At 29.6% G+C, this 19,928-nt stretch carries 19 protein-coding genes; 17 read left to right on the forward strand and 2 right to left on the reverse strand.

The features are described from left to right. Window positions 1-136: 136 nt before the first annotated feature. From H8S10_RS06600 to H8S10_RS06620, 5 genes are all read left to right on the forward strand, one after another. Window positions 137-850 (forward strand): ABC transporter ATP-binding protein, encoded by a 714-nt coding sequence (locus H8S10_RS06600; RefSeq protein ID WP_186838357.1) that lies wholly within the window; start codon window positions 137-139, stop codon window positions 848-850. Continuing rightward, window positions 843-2,447: an ABC transporter permease gene (locus H8S10_RS06605; RefSeq protein WP_186838358.1), complete on the forward strand. Its 1,605-nt coding sequence runs from the start codon at window positions 843-845 to the stop codon at window positions 2,445-2,447. The genes H8S10_RS06600 and H8S10_RS06605 overlap by 8 nt, the downstream gene beginning before the upstream one ends. Window positions 2,448-2,920: 473 nt before the next feature. Next, window positions 2,921-3,190, forward strand: coding sequence for an ATP cone domain-containing protein (locus tag H8S10_RS06610; RefSeq protein WP_055267691.1), 270 nt, complete (start codon window positions 2,921-2,923; stop codon window positions 3,188-3,190). A gap of 176 nt (window positions 3,191-3,366) precedes the next feature. Continuing rightward, entirely contained in the window at window positions 3,367-4,173 is an 807-nt protein-coding gene (yidA, locus tag H8S10_RS06615; protein WP_055267693.1) for a sugar-phosphatase, read from the forward strand. A 16-nt stretch (window positions 4,174-4,189) separates the two neighbouring features. After that, entirely contained in the window at window positions 4,190-4,846 is a 657-nt protein-coding gene (locus tag H8S10_RS06620; RefSeq protein ID WP_055267696.1) for a nitrite reductase, read from the forward strand. Between the two features lie 140 nt (window positions 4,847-4,986). Here the strand turns inward: H8S10_RS06620 and H8S10_RS06625 are convergent, their stop codons facing one another. Beyond that, entirely contained in the window at window positions 4,987-5,487 is a 501-nt protein-coding gene (locus tag H8S10_RS06625) for a DedA family protein (RefSeq protein WP_055267698.1), read from the reverse strand. A 589-nt stretch (window positions 5,488-6,076) separates the two neighbouring features. Between H8S10_RS06625 and H8S10_RS06630 the strand changes: the two genes are divergently transcribed. The 12 genes from H8S10_RS06630 (at window position 6,077) to H8S10_RS06685 (ending at window position 19,109) form a co-directional block, all read left to right on the forward strand. Then, entirely contained in the window at window positions 6,077-6,727 is a 651-nt protein-coding gene (locus H8S10_RS06630; RefSeq protein ID WP_186838359.1) for a TVP38/TMEM64 family protein, read from the forward strand. Between the two features lie 102 nt (window positions 6,728-6,829). Beyond that, window positions 6,830-7,501: an orotate phosphoribosyltransferase gene (gene pyrE, locus H8S10_RS06635; RefSeq protein WP_055267702.1), complete on the forward strand. Its 672-nt coding sequence runs from the start codon at window positions 6,830-6,832 to the stop codon at window positions 7,499-7,501. Between the two features lie 223 nt (window positions 7,502-7,724). Continuing rightward, window positions 7,725-8,645 (forward strand): aspartate carbamoyltransferase, encoded by a 921-nt coding sequence (gene pyrB / locus H8S10_RS06640; protein ID WP_055267704.1) that lies wholly within the window; start codon window positions 7,725-7,727, stop codon window positions 8,643-8,645. Further along, window positions 8,645-9,076 carry an aspartate carbamoyltransferase regulatory subunit gene (locus tag H8S10_RS06645; protein WP_186838360.1) on the forward strand — a complete coding sequence of 144 codons (432 nt, stop codon included), beginning with the start codon at window positions 8,645-8,647 and terminating at the stop codon, window positions 9,074-9,076. Before pyrB ends, H8S10_RS06645 begins: the two co-directional genes overlap by 1 nt. 2 nt (window positions 9,077-9,078) lie before the next feature. Continuing rightward, entirely contained in the window at window positions 9,079-10,278 is a 1,200-nt protein-coding gene (locus H8S10_RS06650) for a dihydroorotase (protein WP_186838361.1), read from the forward strand. Window positions 10,279-10,294: 16 nt separating this feature from the next. After that, window positions 10,295-11,167, forward strand: a complete 873-nt coding sequence (gene pyrF, locus H8S10_RS06655) for an orotidine-5'-phosphate decarboxylase (protein ID WP_055267710.1) — start codon at window positions 10,295-10,297, stop codon at window positions 11,165-11,167. A 14-nt stretch (window positions 11,168-11,181) separates the two neighbouring features. Further along, a complete protein-coding gene (locus H8S10_RS06660; RefSeq protein ID WP_186838362.1) occupies window positions 11,182-11,919 on the forward strand; it encodes a dihydroorotate dehydrogenase electron transfer subunit in 738 nt (245 codons plus the stop codon). A 19-nt stretch (window positions 11,920-11,938) separates the two neighbouring features. After that, window positions 11,939-12,835: a dihydroorotate dehydrogenase gene (locus tag H8S10_RS06665; protein ID WP_186838363.1), complete on the forward strand. Its 897-nt coding sequence runs from the start codon at window positions 11,939-11,941 to the stop codon at window positions 12,833-12,835. Between the two features lie 266 nt (window positions 12,836-13,101). After that, the gene (locus tag H8S10_RS06670; RefSeq protein WP_055267785.1) at window positions 13,102-14,151 is read left to right on the forward strand and encodes a carbamoyl phosphate synthase small subunit; all 1,050 of its coding nucleotides are present in this window, start codon (window positions 13,102-13,104) and stop codon (window positions 14,149-14,151) included. 13 nt (window positions 14,152-14,164) lie between these two features. Next, complete coding sequence (carB, locus tag H8S10_RS06675; RefSeq protein ID WP_186838364.1) at window positions 14,165-17,374, forward strand: carbamoyl-phosphate synthase large subunit; 3,210 nt, start codon at window positions 14,165-14,167, stop codon at window positions 17,372-17,374. 211 nt (window positions 17,375-17,585) lie between these two features. Next, window positions 17,586-18,098 (forward strand): sigma-70 family RNA polymerase sigma factor, encoded by a 513-nt coding sequence (locus H8S10_RS06680; protein ID WP_055267719.1) that lies wholly within the window; start codon window positions 17,586-17,588, stop codon window positions 18,096-18,098. A 3-nt stretch (window positions 18,099-18,101) separates the two neighbouring features. After that, entirely contained in the window at window positions 18,102-19,109 is a 1,008-nt protein-coding gene (locus H8S10_RS06685) for a DUF4179 domain-containing protein (protein ID WP_186838365.1), read from the forward strand. 112 nt (window positions 19,110-19,221) lie between these two features. Here the strand turns inward: H8S10_RS06685 and H8S10_RS06690 are convergent, their stop codons facing one another. Continuing rightward, a complete protein-coding gene (locus tag H8S10_RS06690; RefSeq protein ID WP_186838366.1) occupies window positions 19,222-19,689 on the reverse strand; it encodes a hypothetical protein in 468 nt (155 codons plus the stop codon). Between the last annotated feature and the right edge of the window lie 239 nt (window positions 19,690-19,928).

A 19,928-nucleotide genomic window follows, 5' to 3' on the forward strand; every position in this document is an offset into this window, starting at 1 on the left:
TAAACTCCTTAAAATTTACTTATACTCTATTTTATTTAAATGCTCCCACTTTGTTGATGGTTGTCGAAATAATTATATTGATTTTTGTGATTTACTGTTATACTATAACTATAACAAATATATCGGGGGTAATAATATGTTAGAAATAAAAAATTTCTCAAAGGCATATAAACAAGGTAAAAAGGCAGTAGATAATATATCTTTAACAATAAATTCAGGTGATATATTTGGATTTATTGGACATAATGGAGCAGGTAAAACTACTACAATAAAATCTGTAGTAGGTATATTAGAGTTTACTGAAGGAGAAATATTAATTGATGGATTATCAATTAAAGATAACCCTATAGAATGTAAAAGGATTATGGCATATATTCCAGATAATCCAGATTTATATGAAGCATTAACTGGAATTCAATATTTAAGCTTTATATCAGATATTTATGGGGTTAGTAAATCACAAAGAGAAGAGCTTATAAAAAAGTATGCGGACAAGCTTGAATTAACTAGATTTTTAGGTGATTTAATAGGATCATATTCGCATGGAATGAAGCAAAAGTTAGCTGTAATTTCTGCATTAATTCATAAGCCTAAATTATTAGTATTAGATGAACCTTTTGTTGGGCTAGATCCAAAAGCTGCCCATACATTAAAAGAGATAATGAAAGAAATATGTTTAGAAGGTAGCGCTATATTCTTTTCTACGCATGTATTAGAAGTTGCTGAAAAACTATGTAATAGAGTGGCTATAATAAAGGATGGAAAAATTGTTGCACAAGGAAATACAGATGAAGTAAGGGGTAATAGTTCTTTAGAAGATATATTTATGGGGTTGATTGATAATGAATAATTTATGGGTTGTATTAAAAGCAACATTTATTAATGATTGGGGATTAAATGGATTTTCAAAAAATGTTTCTGGGACAAAAGAAAAAAGAAAAATGATGATGTCATCTTTAGTGCTTCTTATTGGAGCAATGGCAATAGCATTTACTGTAACTATGTACGCTTATCTTATGGCTGATGCTTTAGAAAGTATAGGTTTTTTAGATTTACTATTAATGATGGCTGGATTGATGAGCGTTATGATGGTATTTTTTACATCTATATATAAAGCTCAGGGAACATTATTCACTTCAAGAGATTATGATATGTTAATGTCATTGCCAATTAAAAATAGTGTAATACTAACTAGTAAAATAATAAATTTACTAGTATTCAATTGGATATTTACAGCTTTTGTGCTTATACCAACTGGAGTTATATATTATATGAGAGTTCCAGGATTATCATGGCTTTATTTCGTAATATTAATAATATCAGTTATATTTATGCCATTAATTCCGGTTATAATAGCTTCAATTTTAGCTGTATTTATAAGTTATTTTGCTACTAAGTTTAAGCATAAGAATTTAGTAACTATACTAGGTGCGACTATTGTTACATTACTAATTCTTATAGGTTCATTTAATATTAATTCTATTATTGAATCATTAATGATAAATAGTGCTTCTATTATGGAAGGTATAGGTAAAATATATATTCCAGTAACTTTTTTTACTAATGCATTAAGAGATAAAAATTTAATAGAATTAGTAAAGCTTATAGCTATATCAATAGTTCCTTTTATAATATTCATAATTGTATTTAGTAGATTATTTGGGAAGATTAATGCTAGACTAGGAGAAAACTATAAAAAGGCAAATTACAAAATACAGTCACTTAAATCTAGTAGTATAGCTAAAGCTTTATTACAAAAAGAGATAAGAAGGTATTTCTCAACACCTATATATGTTTTAAATACAGGCATTGGAATGATTATAATTTTAGTAGCTTCAATTGCGACTCTATTTGTTGATGGACAAACTTTGGCTATGTATATGGAAATGCCATATGTAGATGAACTAATGCCACTTAATGTTTTGTTAATAATAGCTTTTGGAATAGGAATATCGTGTACAACGACCTCTTCAATATCTTTGGAAGGGAAGAATTTATGGATAATGAAGTCATTACCTATAAGAGAAAAAGATATATTTAGAGGCAAAATATTATTAAATTTAATTATTACTATTCCATTAGGAATACTAGCTAATTTAATATTTTCCATAGGCTTAAAGTTTAGTTTTGCAGCTTTAGTATGGAATTTAGCATTTACAATAGTATTTTCTTTATTAACAGCAATAGTAGGTTTACTTATAAACTTATATTTACCTAAATTAGATTGGGTATCACCAACTGTAGTTGTAAAACAAAGTGCAGCAGTAATGATAGAAATGTTATTTGTATTTGCGATTATTGGATTATCTATAGGAGCATTCCTTTTATTTAAAGTAACAAATATAACTATGTTTTTATTATTATTGTTAGGTATACTTGTAATTTTATTAATAATTTCATATAGACTTCTAAATACAATTGGGATAAAGAAGTTTATTAAATTATAAAGTAAAGTTAAAGTTTATATTGATAAATAAAATAAAGAGTTTTGAAAGTACCATAATAAAAAATGGTACTTTTTTTATTAATTTAAGTAGCGATTAAGTGTATAGAAACATAAAATATATTAGGAAATTATGATGAATAAAAAATAGTTAAGTACTATCGAGTGGGAATAGTATGATAAAAGATGAATGCGTATGTAAATATGAGTTATGAAAAGAACTTTTAGAAAAATATGACTATGAAGAATGGTACAGAAAAGAGATTATTAAAAAATAATATATAACTAGAAGAGCTATGCATAATAAATGTATAGCTCTTAGTATATAAATAAAAAAATGAAATATGTAAATAATAAGTTGGAATTAGATATTATCGACGATAAAAAACAATAATTAAATTTTTGAAAAGCCTAATATAACGAAGAAAAATTTATTTTATAAAAAGAAGAAAGAAGAGAGTTTAAGGAGGTAGTTTTATGCAAGTAATAAAAAAAGATGGTAGATTACAAGAATTAGATGCTAATAAGATTAAGATTAGTATTTTAAATGCAACAAGTGGAACTAAGGCGCTTTTAAATGAGTCAGATATTAAAATAATAGTAAAAGATATAATTAAAATTATAGAGGATTTAAGATCTGAATATGGTAATACGTCAAGTTATGAAATTGTAGGAGTTGTAGTTGAGGTATTAAAGAGAGATGGATTTGATGATGTAATTTCATCTTATATAGAATATAGTAAGTAGTTTGCCTAAGGGCAAGAGATAAATGTTTTGCTAGAGCAAAAGATGAAAGATTGCTTTGTGGTAAAGTGAAGGGTTTTGCTCTAGCAAAAAGTAAAAGATTAACTTTTGATTAGGACTAAAACATTCTTTCGTGTTATAATAGTACCGATATTTTGAAGCAAGGATCGGTGAATTATATGTATAAATTAATAGCATTAGATATGGATGGAACTTTATTAAATGAAGAAAAAATAGTAACAGAAAGAACTAAAAAGGCAATACAAGCGGCGAGAGATAAAGGTGTAACAGTTGTTCTTGCAACAGGTAGACCAATTGATGGTGTTACTAGATACTTAGAAGAGTTAGATATGTACACAGATAATGATTATGTTTTAAGCTATAATGGGGGATTAGTATTAAAGACAAAGAGCAGAGAAGTTGTATGCAAGATGGGATTAATAGGGGAAGATGTTCATTATCTTTACGATTTAAGCAAAAAATTGGGTGTTAATATTCACGCATTCTCTGAAGAAAATGGACTAGTTACTCCTAAAAATAGTAAGTATACTGAAGTTGAAGCAAGTATAAATAACATAACAATACAAGAAATAAATTTTGAAAATATAAAAAATGATGAAAGTTACATAAAGGTAATGATGATAGATGAGCCTGAAATACTTCAAAATGCTGTAGATAATTTACCAAAGGAAGTTTTTGAAAAGTATACAGTTGTTAGAAGTACTCCTTACTTCTTAGAGTTTTTAAATAAAGAAGTTAATAAAGGTGTAGGTGTTGAGCTTTTAGCTAAGCATTTAGGTGTAAAGAGAGAAGAAGTAATAACTATGGGTGATGCAGGAAATGACTTACACATGATTGAATATGCAGGAATGGGAATTGCAATGGGAAATGCTTTTGAAGAAGTTAAAAAAGCTGCTAATTACATAACCGATTCAAATAATGAAGATGGAGTTGCAACAGCTATAGAAAAATTTGTTTTATCTTAGGAGGAATTAAATCTTTATGCATTATGGAAACCTTCAAAAAATTAGAGATGGAAGAAGAACTTATGCAATAACTCCAGATATACCTGGCGGATTTGTAAGTGCAGAAACATTAGAAAAAATAGCTAAAGTTTCAAAGAAGTATAATGGTGTATTAAAAATAACATCAGGTCAAAGAATTTTAATTACAAATCTTAAGGAAGAGGATTTACCACAAATTTGGGATGACTTAGGTATGGAACCAGCTGTTGTAAAGGCTAATTCTGTTAAGAACGTAGAAATATGTCCAGCGGGCTTTTGCAAAAGAAGCAAGTATAATACTATAGGAATTGGAATGAAGTTAACTAAAAAGTATGGCAAGAAGGATATGCCTTGTAGAACTAAAATAGGAGTTGCTGGATGTAGAAATTCTTGTGGAAGTGTTTATGCTAAAGATGTAGGAGTAATAGCCGATGTAACAGGATTAATGGTAGTTGCTGGAGGTTCAGCAGGGTTTAATCCAAGAATTGCAGATATTATTGCAAAAGATTTAGATGAACAGCAAACTTTAAAACTTATAGATTCTATCTTTGATTATTATAGAGAAAATGCTGAGTTAGGTGAAAAGCTAGGATTTATGATAGAAAGATTAGGAATAGAAAAATTTAAAGCAGATGTAATAGAAAAAGCAAAATAATTAATAGTTAAGAGTTGATACTTTAAAATTAACCATTAAACTAAGATAAAATTTCTTTGAGGATATTTTAAAATCCAGCAAAATATAAATATTATTCTGCTGGATTTTTTTTATGAATAGTTACTATTAATTCTTAAATTTTAAAATGTCATAGTTGATAAAATATATCCAAAGTATCCAAAAGACATTAAAACAAGATTCCATACAAAAATTCCAATAGAGGAATATATTATATAATCTTTGAATTTAACTTTGAAAATCCCAGACATTAGAGATATAAAAGTTCTAATCGTAGGAAGCATTCTACCAATAAGACACATCTTAGCTCCATATTTTTCAGCTGTTTCTTTAGCTTTTCTTAGTGATTTTTGAGTACTCGGAAATTTATTATAAAAAAAGTTATATATGATATCACCAAATTTGGAAGACACTAAATAATAAGTTATACTTCCAAGAATTGACCCTAAAGTTGCAATAGCAAAAACTATCAGAAAAGAATGTCCACTGCTTTTTATAAAAACACCTACAGCTGGCATAATTACGATTGCAGGAATACCGGTAAGATTTAATGCTTCTAAGAACATAATTATAAAAATAATTACTAAAGTATTAGCTTTTAAAGTTTCTATTAAATTTGTCATTTGTTTCTCCTTATACTTGATAAATGTAATATATAGTGGTGAAGCTACCTTTATATTTTTTCTTATTAAGGTAAGTTGTCCATAGTTACTTACCTCATAAGATACTACCGAGTTATGACCGCTATTTGAGAAATATAGATATTTTCAATTAGAAGTTATAGAGTTATAAGGTAGAATAAACATCAGGTAAAGTACTTATATAATATAAAATTTTAAATCCATTCTAACCTAATTATTCTAATATTATAACTTCGCTATAAAGTTCACACAATATGTAAGCAAATCTTTTACTGGGATAAATACCATATAGATTTATTTTTCATATAATGCCTTAGATAAAATATAACTTAATACTATTATATCTAATCATAACAATGATAATTGTTAAGAAACTGTATACAAAATGTTTTTATAGTAAAATATTGAAATCAAGCGTATAGCTAAGAAATTTTACATATAAATATTAAAGATGAATTGTTTGCTAGTATTTATATAAGGTTTTTTCTGTTTTTAGAAATATATAAGTAAAAACGGTAAGTTTAGAATGAATATTTATTATGAAAATATGAAGGTTTAAGGGTAAGATTAGATGAATAAAAAGGATAGAATAAATAGAGGCAAATTTTATATTTTATTAACAATAATATTTGTAGCTCTGACTCTTTTAATATTAAATGTAAAGTATCTTAATGGTAAATTAAGTATAGTGGTGATAGCTAATTTTATAAGAAAAAATGGTGTTTTTTCGTCTTCGATATATCTTTTGATATTTGCGATAAAACCTTTTTTTGTTATAATTCCATCAAATATAATAGCTATAGCTGCTGGAAAAGTATTTGGCGCTTTTTGGGGATTTATACTAACTATGATTGGATATTATATTTCTGGGACTGTGGCATTTTTTTTATCAAGGCTTTTAGGGAGAAGTTTTGTAGAAGATTTAATCGGAAGTAGATTTGTAAAGCTAGACCAAAACCTTGAGAAAAATGGATTTAAAATACTATTTTTATTAAGATTTCCTCCAATATTACCATATGATGCATTAAGTTATACTTGTGGATTAACTAAAATAAAGTATAGCGATTTTATTTGGGCATCAGTTTTAGGGGTAGCTCCTGAAACACTTTGTTATGTAATTTTAGGAATGAACTTTAATAATCCATTTTCCGTGAAGTTTATATTGCCATTAATAATTATTATTTTTGGGATAATTTTCGCAAAGAAATTAGTCAAAAGATAGTAGTTTATATCCAGATTAATCTATAAAAGATAAAATGTTGGATTAATTAATTAATCGTGTTACAATACAAGAGAATATTTTTGTAGAGAGGAATGTTATAAAATGGATAAGTACAAAGAACAGTTTATTGAATTTATGATTGAAAGTAATGTATTAAGATTTGGAGAGTTTACTACTAAGAGTGGAAGACAAACCCCTTTCTTTATTAACACTGGAAACTATACTACTGGGGAACAATTAAGTAAGCTTGGTGATTTTTATGCTGAAGCTATAAAGAAACATTTTAATAATGATGTAGATGTTTTATTTGGACCTGCATACAAAGGAATTCCACTAACAGTAGTTACTGCAGTATCAATGAATAAGCTTTACGGAGCAAATGTTCAATATTGTTCAAATAGAAAAGAAGTAAAGGATCACGGTGAAGGTGGAATATTACTAGGAGCTAAGATTGACTCTGATAAGAAAGTTGTAATAGTAGAAGATGTAATGACTGCTGGAACTTCAATATATGAAACTGCACCAATATTAAAAGCGCAAGGAAATCCACAAATACAAGGATTAATAATTTCTGTTGATAGAATGGAAAAAGGTAGAGGTGAAAAGTCAGCTCAAGAAGAAATTAAAGAGGTGTTTGGAATTCAAACTTACTCAATAGTTACAATGAAAGAAGTTGTAGAGTACTTATATAACAGAGAATTGAACGGAAAAGTATATATAGACGACAAAATCAAAGTTGCAATAGAAAAATATTATGAAAAATATGGTGTATAAAAAAATTACAACCGAAACTCTCTAAAAATATTGACAGCATTAAAAAAAAATGGTATCTTAGATTAAAATAAAGAACCTTTAATGAAATCCAGAGAGATTTAAAAGGAAGTGTAATTTTTATTAGACAACGGGATTATTATGTCTTCCTTTAGATAAAGGAAGACATTTTTTTATTATTTCTTTAAATTTAGCCCTGAGAGGTTAAGAAGGAGAGGAAAATTATATGATGAATAAACATTTAATAAATCCAATGGACTTTACGATAGAAGAATTAAATGAAATCTTTGAATTAGCACATCGAATTATATCAAATCCAGAAGAGTATTCACACGTATGTGAAGGAAAAATACTAGCTACTCTGTTTTATGAACCAAGTACCAGAACAAAATTTAGCTTCGAAGCTGCCATGATGAGATTGGGCGGAAAGATATTAGGGTTTTCAGAACCAAATTCAAGCTCAGCAGCAAAAGGTGAAACTTTAGCAGACACTATAAAAATGGTATCTATATACTCAGATATTATAGCAATGAGACATCCTAAAGAAGGATCAGCTAAGGTCGCAAGTATGTACTCATCAGTACCTGTTATAAATGCAGGGGATGGAGGGCACCAACACCCAACTCAAACACTAACAGACCTTTTAACGATAAAGACTTTAAAAGGTAGATTAGACAATCATGTTATTGGTATTTGTGGAGACTTAAAATATGGTAGAACAGTTCAATCTTTAATAACAGCCATGTCAAGATATAAAAATATCAAGTTTGTTTTAATATCACCAAAAGAATTAGGAATACCTCAATATATAAGAGAAGAGGTTTTAAATAAAAATAATATAGAATTCAGAGAAGTAGAAAAGATAGAGGATGTAATAGAAGAATTAGATATCCTTTATATGACTAGAATTCAAAAAGAAAGATTTTTTAATGAAGATGAATATATGAGATTAAAAGATAGCTACATTTTAGATGCAGAAAAGATGAAATTAGCTAAAGAAGATATGATAATAATGCATCCACTTCCAAGAGTAAATGAAATAGATGTTGAAGTTGATAAAGATAAAAGAGCAGCATACTTTAAGCAAGCAGAGTTTGGTATGTATGTAAGAATGGCTTTAATGGCTAAGTTATTGGGGGTAGCGTAATGTTAGAGATTACAAGTATAAAAAATGGATTTGTATTAGATCATATTAGAGCTGGGGTAGGAGTTAAGATATTTAAATATCTTAAACTTGAAGATGGAGAAAATGAAGTTGCATTAATAATAAATGCAAAAAGTATGAAGAATGGTAGAAAAGATATAATAAAGATAGAAAATGCTACAGAAATAGATTTTACAGTTTTAGCGTTATTATCGCCAGGAATAACTATAAATCAAGTTAAAAATGAAGAGATAATAGCAAAGATAAAACCAGAATTACCAAAGCAAATTAAAGGAATAATTACATGTAACAATCCAAGATGTATAACAAGTGATGAAAAATACTTAGAGCATGTTTTTGATCTTGTTAACGAAGATAAAGGATCTTACAAATGTCAGTATTGCGATACAATAATTAATCCAAGTGAGGTATAAAAATGAGCAACTTATTGATAAAAAACGTTAATGTAGTAGATGCGTTTCAAAACTTCCATGGAGATGTATATATAGAGAACGGAATAATAAAGGAAGTTGGACAAGATATAAAAAAGGATAATGTTGAAATTATAGATGGAAACAGCCTAACTTTAATGCCAAGCTTCATAGATACTCATGCACACTTTAGAGAACCAGGATTCACTCAAAAGGAAGATATTGAAACTGGATCTAAAGCAGCAGTAAAAGGTGGATATACAGGAGTTTGTTTAATGGCTAATACTTGGCCAGTATGTTCAAACTATGAAGTATTAAATCATGTAAGAAATAGAGCAAAAGAAGTTGGATTAACAGATATACACCAATGTGTTTCAATAACTGAAAACTTCAAAGGTAGCAATATAGAACATTTAAATATGTTTAAAGATGATAAAGAAGTAAAAGCTATATCAGATGATGGTGTAGGAGTTATGGATTCAAGCGTAATGATGAAGGCTATGGAAGTAGCTAGAGAAAATAACTGGATAGTTATGTCACATGCTGAAGATAAGACATTTTCAAAGATAGATATGAGAATGGCAGAAGATTTAATGACAATAAGAGATTTATATCTAGCAAAAGTAACTAAAGCACATCTTCATATGGCTCATGTAAGTACAGTAGAATCAATAAATGCTATAGAGAGAGCTAAAGAAGAAGGTGTAAATGTAACTTGTGAAGTAACACCTCATCACTTAGCTTTAGATAGTAGCATAAGTAATTATAGAGTAAATCCTCCAATAAGAGAAAAAGAGGATGTAGAAACTTTAATAAGAGCTATAAGAAAAGGTGTTGTAGATTGCATAGGAACAGACCACGCTCCACATACTGAAGAAGATAAGAAAAATGGAGCGCCAGGAATGGTTGGATTAGAAACTGCTTTTTCAATATGCTACACGACGCTAGTTAAAGAAAATAATATCTCATTAAATAAATTAAGCGAATTAATGTCTAGAAATTCAGCTAATATTTTAGGAATGAATAAGGGATTAATAAGTGTTGGAAAAGATGGAGATATGGTACTTGTAGATTTAAATCAAAAGGTTACTGTAGATAGAGATAAATTTGTATCAAGAGGTAAGAATACACCTTTCCACGGAAGAGAATATTACGGTGAAGTTAAGATGACAATAAAAGGTGGAAATGTAGTTTATAAAGCTTAAGTAAGGAGAATTTTAAATGGATAAATTAATAATAGATAAATTATATGAAAGAGTAGAAGAAAGAGGAGTAGTTTGTTTAGGGTTAGATACAGCTGTTGAGTATCTTCCAAGCCACGTATTAGAAGGAAGAACTTTAAGTGAAGCATTATTCCACTTCAATAAGGAAATAATAGATGCAACTTTAGATGTTGTAGCTTGCTTTAAAGTTCAAATAGCTTACTATGAAGCTTTAGGAATTGAAGGATTAATAGCTTACAAAAATACACTTCAATATTTAAGAGAAAAAGATGCAATAATAATTGCAGATATAAAAAGAGGAGATATAGCTGCGACAGCTTCACAATATGCAAAGGCGCACTTTACAGGAGATTTTGAAGCGGATTTTATAACTCTAAGTCCATACATGGGAATGGATAGTATCGAACCATACCTACCTTACATGAAAGAAGGAATAAAGGGAGTATTCGTACTAGTTAGAACTTCAAATCCAGGTGCAGAAGATTTTGAAAATCTTGATATAGTAGGTGGCAAAAAGTTATACAACGCTGTTGGTGATAGATTAACTGAAATGGGTCAAGAAGTTAAAGGTAAGTACGGATATACTCAAATCGGTGGAGTAATAGGATGTACTCATGTTGAAGAAGGTAAGGAAATAAGAAGCAGATATAATGATATGTTCTTCTTAATACCAGGATATGGAGCACAAGGTGGAAAAGCTGAAGATGTAGCTCTTTACTTAAACAATGGAAATGGTGGAGTAGTAAATTCATCAAGAGGAATATTATTAGCGTATAAAAAGGAAAATAGAGAAATGGAATTTGCAGCTTGTGCAAGAGAAGAAGCTATAAAGATGAGAGATGAAATAAGAAGAGCTGTAGAATCTAAGTAATGGGGGACAATATCATGAAGTATACGAAAGCAAAGATATTATCTAATATAGAAATAGTAGATGGAATATATAAAATGGTGGTTGAAGACCATAATAAAGTAAATGCAGGTCAATTTTATATGTTAAAGCATCAAGGTGCAACACTACTTCCAAGACCTATAAGTGTTTCTGAAAAGGAAGAAGGAACAGTAACATTTTTATATGCTACTGTAGGTAAAGGTACAAAAGAGTTTGCGAACCTTAGAGAAGGGGAAACTATAGAGTTAACAGGTCCTCTTGGAAATGGATTCGATATAGATAAGAAATATGGTAATGTTGCTTTAGTTGCTGGAGGTATTGGAATAGCACCTATGGTGGAACTTGCCAAGAGATTAAGAGAAAAGAATAAAGGTATGAAGATGGATCTTTATGCTGGATTTAGAGATGACATATATTTAACTGATGAATTATGTAAGTACATAAATGATGGATATGTTTCAACTAATACTGGAAAGTATGGTCATAAGGGATTTGTAACAGATTTATTAGAAGTTGATAAATATGATACAGTATTATGCTGCGGGCCAGAAGTTATGATGAAAAAAGTAGTTGAAATGTGTAAAGAAAAGGGAGTTCAAGTATATGTTTCAATGGAAAAACATATGGCTTGTGGGGTTGGAGCATGTTTAGTATGTACATGCAAAACTAAAGATGGAAATAAAAGAACATGTAAAGATGGTCCAGTTTTTGATGGAAACTATGTTGAACTATAGGAACTAAGGAGTACGTGATATGTTGAAGGTTAATATAAATGGAGTAGATTTTAAAAATCCTGTAATAGCAGCATCTGGAACATTTGGCTTCGGAAGTGAATACAATGAGTTTTACGATGTTGGGATGCTTGGAGGAATATCATCAAAGGGATTAACATTAAATCCTAAGGATGGTAATAATGGAATAAGAGTTTTTGAAACACCATCAGGAATGATGAATTCAGTTGGACTTCAAAACCCAGGTATAGAAAGATTTATATCAGAAGAACTTCCAAAGATGAGAAAGTTAAACACTAACGTTATAGCTAATGTTGGTGGAGGTTGTATCGAAGATTACGAAATAGCAGTTGAAAAGCTAAGAGGAACAGATATAGATATGATAGAACTTAACATATCTTGCCCTAATGTTAAGTCAGGGGGGATGGCTTTTGGAATTAAATCAGAAGTAGCTTATGATGTTGTATCAAAGATAAAGAAAATAGCAGATAAGCCTTTAATGGTTAAGCTATCACCTAATGCTGAAAATATAGTAGAGATGGCATTAGAATGTGAGAGAGCTGGAGCGGATTCAATTTCATTAATAAATACACTTAAAGGATTAGCAATAGATCCATATAAGAGAAAGCCAGTATTCGATAATGTTTATGCAGGGGTTTCAGGGCCAGCAGTTAAACCAGTAGCACTTAGAATGGTTCATGAAGTAGCGAAAGCTGTTAGCGTTCCAGTAATAGGTTTAGGCGGAATAACATCAGGAATAGATGCTATAGAATTTATGATGGCTGGAGCAAGTGCAGTTCAAATAGGAACGGTGAATTTCTTTAATCCTAATGCAGGAAAAGAGATAGTTGAGGAAATGGAAAGATTCTGTAGAGAACAAGGAATCAAAGATATAAATGAAATAGTAGGGATTATATAAATATTATATAAATATTAGATAGAGAAATATGGTACACCTATTCAAGTTAATTTAGTAGGCTTACTTAAAGCGTATTATTTACGTGAACAAAGTAAAGAAACATCTGACTAAATTAGGATAAAGGGTAAGGAAGCACCTACTAACATATGTTGGTAGGTGTAAAACATATATAGGTTAGATTTCTAAAATTAGAGACTTAGAATCTTACTTAACGTCACCTAGCTAAATTAAAATTTAGAGGTTCGCTTATGGGAGGAAACATAAATATGAAAGCAAGACTTATACTTGAAAATGGGATGATATTCGAAGGAAATGCATTTGGACACTTAAAAGATAGTGTGGGAGAAGTAGTATTCACTACTGGGATGACAGGATACCAAGAGGTATTAACAGATCCATCTTATTACGGACAAATAGTAACTATGACATATCCACTAATAGGGAACTATGGAATCAACTTAGAAGATAATGAATCTGAGACTCCAAATGTAAAAGGATTTATAGTAAGAGAGAAGTGTAACTTCCCGAATAACTTCAGATGTGAAATCGGATTAGAAGATTACTTAAAGCAAAACAAGATAATTGGGTTAGAAGGAATAGATACAAGAGCTTTAACTAAGGTATTAAGAAATAATGGAACTATGAGAGGAATAATATCTTTAGAAGCAGAAACATTACAAGATGTTGAAGGAAAGATTAAGGCTTTCTCAAATAAAGAAGCTGTTAGTATAGTTTCAACAGAAAAACCTTATACAATAGAAGGAACTGGTAAGCACGTTGCAATAATGGACTTTGGAATAAAAACAAACATTATAAGAAATTTCAAAAAAAGAGGTTGCAAAATTACAGTATTCCCAATGAACACAAGGGCAGAAGAAATATTAGCAGTTAACCCTGACTTAGTATTCTTATCAAATGGACCTGGAGATCCAGAAGATTTAGGAAGCGTAATAGAAAATATTAAGAAGATAGTTGGAGTTAAGCCGATAGTTGGAATATGTTTAGGACATCAATTATTAGGGTTAACACTAGGTGGGAAAACTACTAAGTTAAAGTTCGGACACAGAGGATGTAACCATCCAGTAAAAGACTTAGAAAGAAATAAGGTACACATAACTTCTCAAAACCACGGATATGTAGTTCATGAATTACCAGAAGGTGTAGTTGCAACTCATATAAATATAAACGATGGAACAATAGAGGGAATGAAACATACTACTTTACCGATATACTCAGTTCAATTCCATCCGGAGGCTGCAGCAGGTCCAAAGGATAGCGAATATATATTTGATAGATTTATGGAATATGCACTATAGGAGGAATTAGAGAATGCCATTAAATAAAGATATTAAAAAAGTTTTAGTTATAGGGTCAGGACCAATCATTATAGGACAAGCGGCTGAGTTTGATTATTCAGGAACTCAAGCATGTCAAGCTTTAAAAGAAGAAGGTGTAGAAGTTGTATTAGTTAACTCTAATCCAGCTACTATAATGACAGATAGAGAAGTAGCAGATAAAATTTACATAGAGCCATTAACAGTAGAGTTTGTTGAAAAGGTAATAGCCAAAGAAAGACCAGATAGTCTTTTAACAGGTATGGGAGGTCAAACAGGACTTAACCTTGCGGTAGATTTAGCTGATGCTGGAATTTTAGATAAATATAATGTTAAAGTTATAGGTACTTCAATAGCATCTATTAAAGAAGGGGAAGATAGAGAATTATTTAGAGATATGATGAACAGAATAAACGAGCCTGTTATCACATCTGAAATAATAACTGATATGGAATCAGGAATATCTTTTGCTAACAAGATAGGATATCCAGTTATAGTAAGACCTGCTTATACATTAGGAGGAACTGGTGGTGGAATAGCTGAGAATGAAGAGGAGTTAAGAACTATTCTTGCATCAGGATTACAATTAAGCACAATTGGACAAGTTTTATTAGAAAAATCAGTTAAAGGTTGGAAAGAGATAGAGTACGAAGTAATGAGGGACTCTTACGGAAACTGTATAACTGTATGTAACATGGAAAACATTGACCCAGTTGGTATTCATACTGGAGATAGTATAGTTGTAGCCCCATCTCAAACATTATCAGATAAAGAATACCAAATGCTTAGAACTTCAGCTATAAACATAATAAATGCTGTAGGAATCGAAGGTGGATGTAACGTACAATTTGCTTTAAATCCAAACTCATTTGAATATGCAGTTATCGAAATTAACCCAAGAGTTTCAAGATCTTCTGCACTTGCATCAAAAGCTACAGGATACCCAATAGCTAAGCTTGCAGCTAAAATAGCTTTAGGATATGGATTAGATGAAATCAAAAATGCAGTAACTCAAAAGACATATGCATGCTTTGAACCCACATTAGACTACGTAGTAGTTAAAATTCCAAAATGGCCATTTGATAAGTTCTTTACAGCAGATAGAGCTTTAGGAACAAAGATGATGGCAACTGGAGAAATAATGGCTATAGGTGCTAACTTAGAAGCAGCATTATTAAAAGGTATAAGAAGCTTAGAAATAGGAAAATATTCTTTAGATCATCCAAAGTTTAAAGAAATGAGTATACAAGAATTAAAAGAAGCTGTAATGAAGCCAGATGATGAAAGATTATTTGCTCTTACAGAAATGATAAGAAGAGATTATAGAATTGAAAGTATCGCTAAGATAACTGGAATTGATATATTCTTCTTAGAAAAATTCAAGTGGATAGTTCAGGAAGAAACAAGATTAAAATTAAGCAAGATAGATGATTTAGATAAAGAATGGTTATTAAATCTTAAGAAGAAAGGTTTCTCAGATAAGGCTATAGCTGATATATTAAAAGTTAAGCCAGACGATATCTACAGATTAAGAGACATATGGAACATAAAGCCAGCTTATAAGATGGTTGATACTTGTGGAGGAGAATTCGAAGCATTATCCCCATACTACTACTCAACTTATGAGCAATATGATGAAGTAGAAGTATCAGACAAGAAGAAGGTTATAGTTATAGGTTCAGGTCCAATCAGAATAGGACAAGGTATTGAATTCGACTATGCTTCAGTTCACTGTGTAATGGCATTAAAGAAGATGGGAATCGAAACTATAATAGTTAACAACAACCCAGAAACAGTAAGTACAGACTTCAATATTTCAGATAAGCTTTATTTTGAGCCATTAACTGAAGAAGATGTATTAAACATAATAGAAAAAGAAAATCCAGATGGAGTAATTCTTCAATTCGGTGGTCAAACTGCAATCAAGCTTGCTAATTTCTTAAAGGAAAAAGGAATTAAGACCTTAGGAACTACAGCAGACCAAATTGATATGGCTGAAGATAGAGAAAAGTTTGAAGAGTTATTAGAAAAGTTTGATATAGCTAGACCTAAGGGGAAAGGTGTTTGGACTTTAGAAGAAGGTATAGAAGAAGCTAGAAGATTAAGATTCCCTGTACTTGTGAGACCGTCATACGTTCTTGGAGGACAAGGTATGGAAATAACTCATGATGAAGAAGAGTTAATCTACTACTTAAAGAATGCATTTATGAAGGATAAGAAAAATCCAATACTTATAGATAAATACTTAATGGGTAGAGAAATCGAAGTTGATGCTATATCTGATGGAGAAAACATATTAATCCCAGGTATAATGGAACACTTAGAAAGAGCTGGAGTTCACTCAGGAGACTCTGTTACTATGTACCCAAGCCAAAACATATGTGATGAAATTAAGGCTAAAGTATTAGATTACACTAAGAAGTTAGCATTAGCTATCGGAATAAAGGGAATGATAAACATTCAGTTCATTGAGTTTGAAGGAAACCTTTATGTAATAGAAGTTAACCCAAGAGCTTCAAGAACAGTTCCATATATCAGTAAGGTAAGTGGAGTTCCAATAGTTGATTTAGCTACTAAGGTTATGCTTGGAGAAAAGCTTGTTGATTTAGGATACGGGGTGGATGTATATCCAGAGCCAGAATTAGTTTCAGTTAAGGTTCCAGTATTCTCAACTCAAAAGTTACCAAAAGTTGAAGTATCTTTAGGACCTGAAATGAAATCTACAGGAGAAGTTTTAGGTGTAGGTAGGGATGTTAAAGAAGTTTTATACAAAGGATTTGTTGGTGGAAGCATGTATCCTTCAATGGAAAAAGGAAAGATATTAGCTACAATCAATAAGCACGATAAAGCTGAATTCTTACCAATAGCAAAGGATTTAGCTAAAGTAGGATATAAATTTATTGCTACAGAAGGAACTTGTGAACTATTAAGAAAAGCAGGAATAGACTGTGAAATAGTTAGAAGACTTAATGAAGAGGAACCAAACATATTAGATGTAGTTAAGAATAAAGAAGTAGATTTAGTTGTAAATACTCCAACTAAGGGTAACGATTCTAAGAGAGATGGATTCTTAATTAGAAGAGCTGCTATAGAAAGAAATATAGGAGTTATAACAGCTCTAGATACATTAAGAGCTATAGCTGATGTTAAGGTAAATGAAATAGATAAGAAAAACTTAGAAGTATTTGATATAGCTAATATTTAGTTGAAACTTAGAGTGCAAATCAGGAATGGTTTGCACTCTTTTTAGGTTATTTATAATGATGTATAGCAAATATTTTTATATAGAATTTAATGCTAATAATTAATAAAAGGCTGCGTAATTGCATCATTTTATTTTTTTAGATGTTAGTATGGAACCTTTTTACATATATAATCGTCTATTATACGAATCGATTCGGAGAGGGGAGTTATAAGTGGTTAACGAACTATTATTCAAAAAAGCAGTTGAAGGTGATATGGAGAGCTTTGTTAAATTAATAGAGCCAATTAAAGAAAATTTATATAAAGTATCTTTTATGTATTTAAAAAATGAAAATGATGCTTTAGATTGTATTCACGAAGCAATCATAAAAGCTATAAAATCATTAAAAAACTTAAAAGAGCCACAATATTTTAATACTTGGATTACTAGAATCACTATAAATGTTTGTAAGGATTATATAAAGAAAAATAGTAAAGTTACTTTGGTAAATATAAATGATTATGAAAATAATTTAATTATAGAAAATACTAAAAGTGATTTTGAGGAAGATATTGCAATTGCTTTAGATAAGTTATCACCAAAAGAAAGAGAACTAATAGTAATGAGGTATTTAGAAGATAAATCATTAAAAGACATATCACATAAAACTAATGTACCATTAGGAACAGTAAAAAGTAGATTAAATAGAACTTTAAAAAAGTTAAAAATATATATGGAGGTATAAATTATGAAAGATATAAATATTGATGATATAAAAGTTTCTTCAAAATTAGATGAAGTTATTAAAAATGCTGCAACTGAAGGATATAAGGATATAAAATATAAAAATACGAAACGAATTAGAAAAAGTGCAATAGCTGCAACTATAGCTGCGTCTTTTTGTATAGCTATAGTTGGAACAGTTTTCTCTAATGAGATAAGTGCAACAGTTAAATTAGCAATGTTTGATATTAGAAATTATTTAGGTATTAATAGAAATTTAGATGATTACAAAACAGTAGTAAATAGTGCAATAAGTAAGGATGGAGTAACAGTTCAGTTAAATGAAGTTATTTTAGATAAGGATGAGATTATTGTATCAACAACAATAAAGTCAGATGAGAATCTAGATAATAATGGGCATATATCTTTACATGGAAATGTGTACATTAATGGCAATAGAATATCTAGTGCAGCAGGTGGTTCAAGTAAACAAATTGATGAATATACTGAAGAAGTTGTTTTAACATATAAATTAGATAAGGAACTACAAGCTGGTGATTTAGATATAGAAATAAAATATGATTCAGCATATTTATATATTAATGATAGAGAAAATAAGGTTAACGGACCATGGAAATTTGAATTTACAGCTAATGGAGATACTTTAGCAGCGAATAGTAAGAGTATAAAAATAGGTAATTCATTTGTTTTAGAAAATGGACAAAAGATAACTCTTAACGAATATAGAAGTAATGATATAGGACAAAAAATTTATTACTCAATCGAAAATAAGGATAAGAATAATGTATATGATTTGGTATTAAAAGGTCATGATGACTTAGGAAATGAAGTAGAGTTTTATAGTTCTTATGAAGAAATCACTAGTGGTGTGATGAAAAATCAAATAGAAATTTCTTCAGAGGCAAAAATATTAACATTAACTCCATATGCAGTGGCATACCCAAAAGAAAGTGGTAAAATGAGCCATGATTATAAAATAACTGGGGAAGAATTTACTATAATAATAAAATAATATTAGTTTTGATATTTGATGATAAATATAAATTTGAAAATTAGATTTACATGAACAGATTTAACATATTATGTAGCATTAAGGGTAGGCAAGTGCCTACCTTTAATTTTATTTATCTAATCCAGCTTAATGCGAATAATATACATAGAACTTGGTTTTCATTTGCTTTGTCGATAATATCAACTAAATAAGTACCTCCTGATTCTTCTTTTTGCACATTAACCGAAGCCAATACTTTTTCATTTTTGGAAATATTAAATTGTGGACCATCCCAATTACCGCTAATCGAAAAATTACTTCCTTTAATCTCATAAAATTCTTTCAATTCTTTCATATCTTTTTGTATTTCAATTTTATCATTATTTATAGATATAATTATTTGAGGTAAATCAACTAACCCAAAATTATATCTCCTTTTTTCTATCCTCCCTATTTTTTCATGATTAGCGTTAACAATAGAATAGCATGCACGTGTAGGTAATGCTTTCACTTTTTCAAAACTAATAATTTCTTTTCCGTTAGCATCTGTTACTTTTGAATCATTAAAGCCTTTAAAATTTTTAAAGTTGATTCTAATCATTTAAAATTCTCCTTTATTAAATAATTGGATATAATACTATCTTATACATTACAAGATATTGATAGAACAGAAGGCTTGGGAAATTGGATTAAGATTAGAAATAAATTAAAGATAATAATATAGGGTTAATCATATTTCTTAACCCTTATATATCAAGGCCTTTATGGCCAAGATTTTTTATATCACTCAAATTTTTCAGTATCATTTTTGCTCCTTTGGATAAAACTAATAGCATATAC

Source organism: Clostridium sp. NSJ-49, assembly GCF_014287725.1.
In the GTDB taxonomy this organism is placed as follows: domain Bacteria; phylum Bacillota; class Clostridia; order Clostridiales; family Clostridiaceae; genus Clostridium; species Clostridium disporicum_B.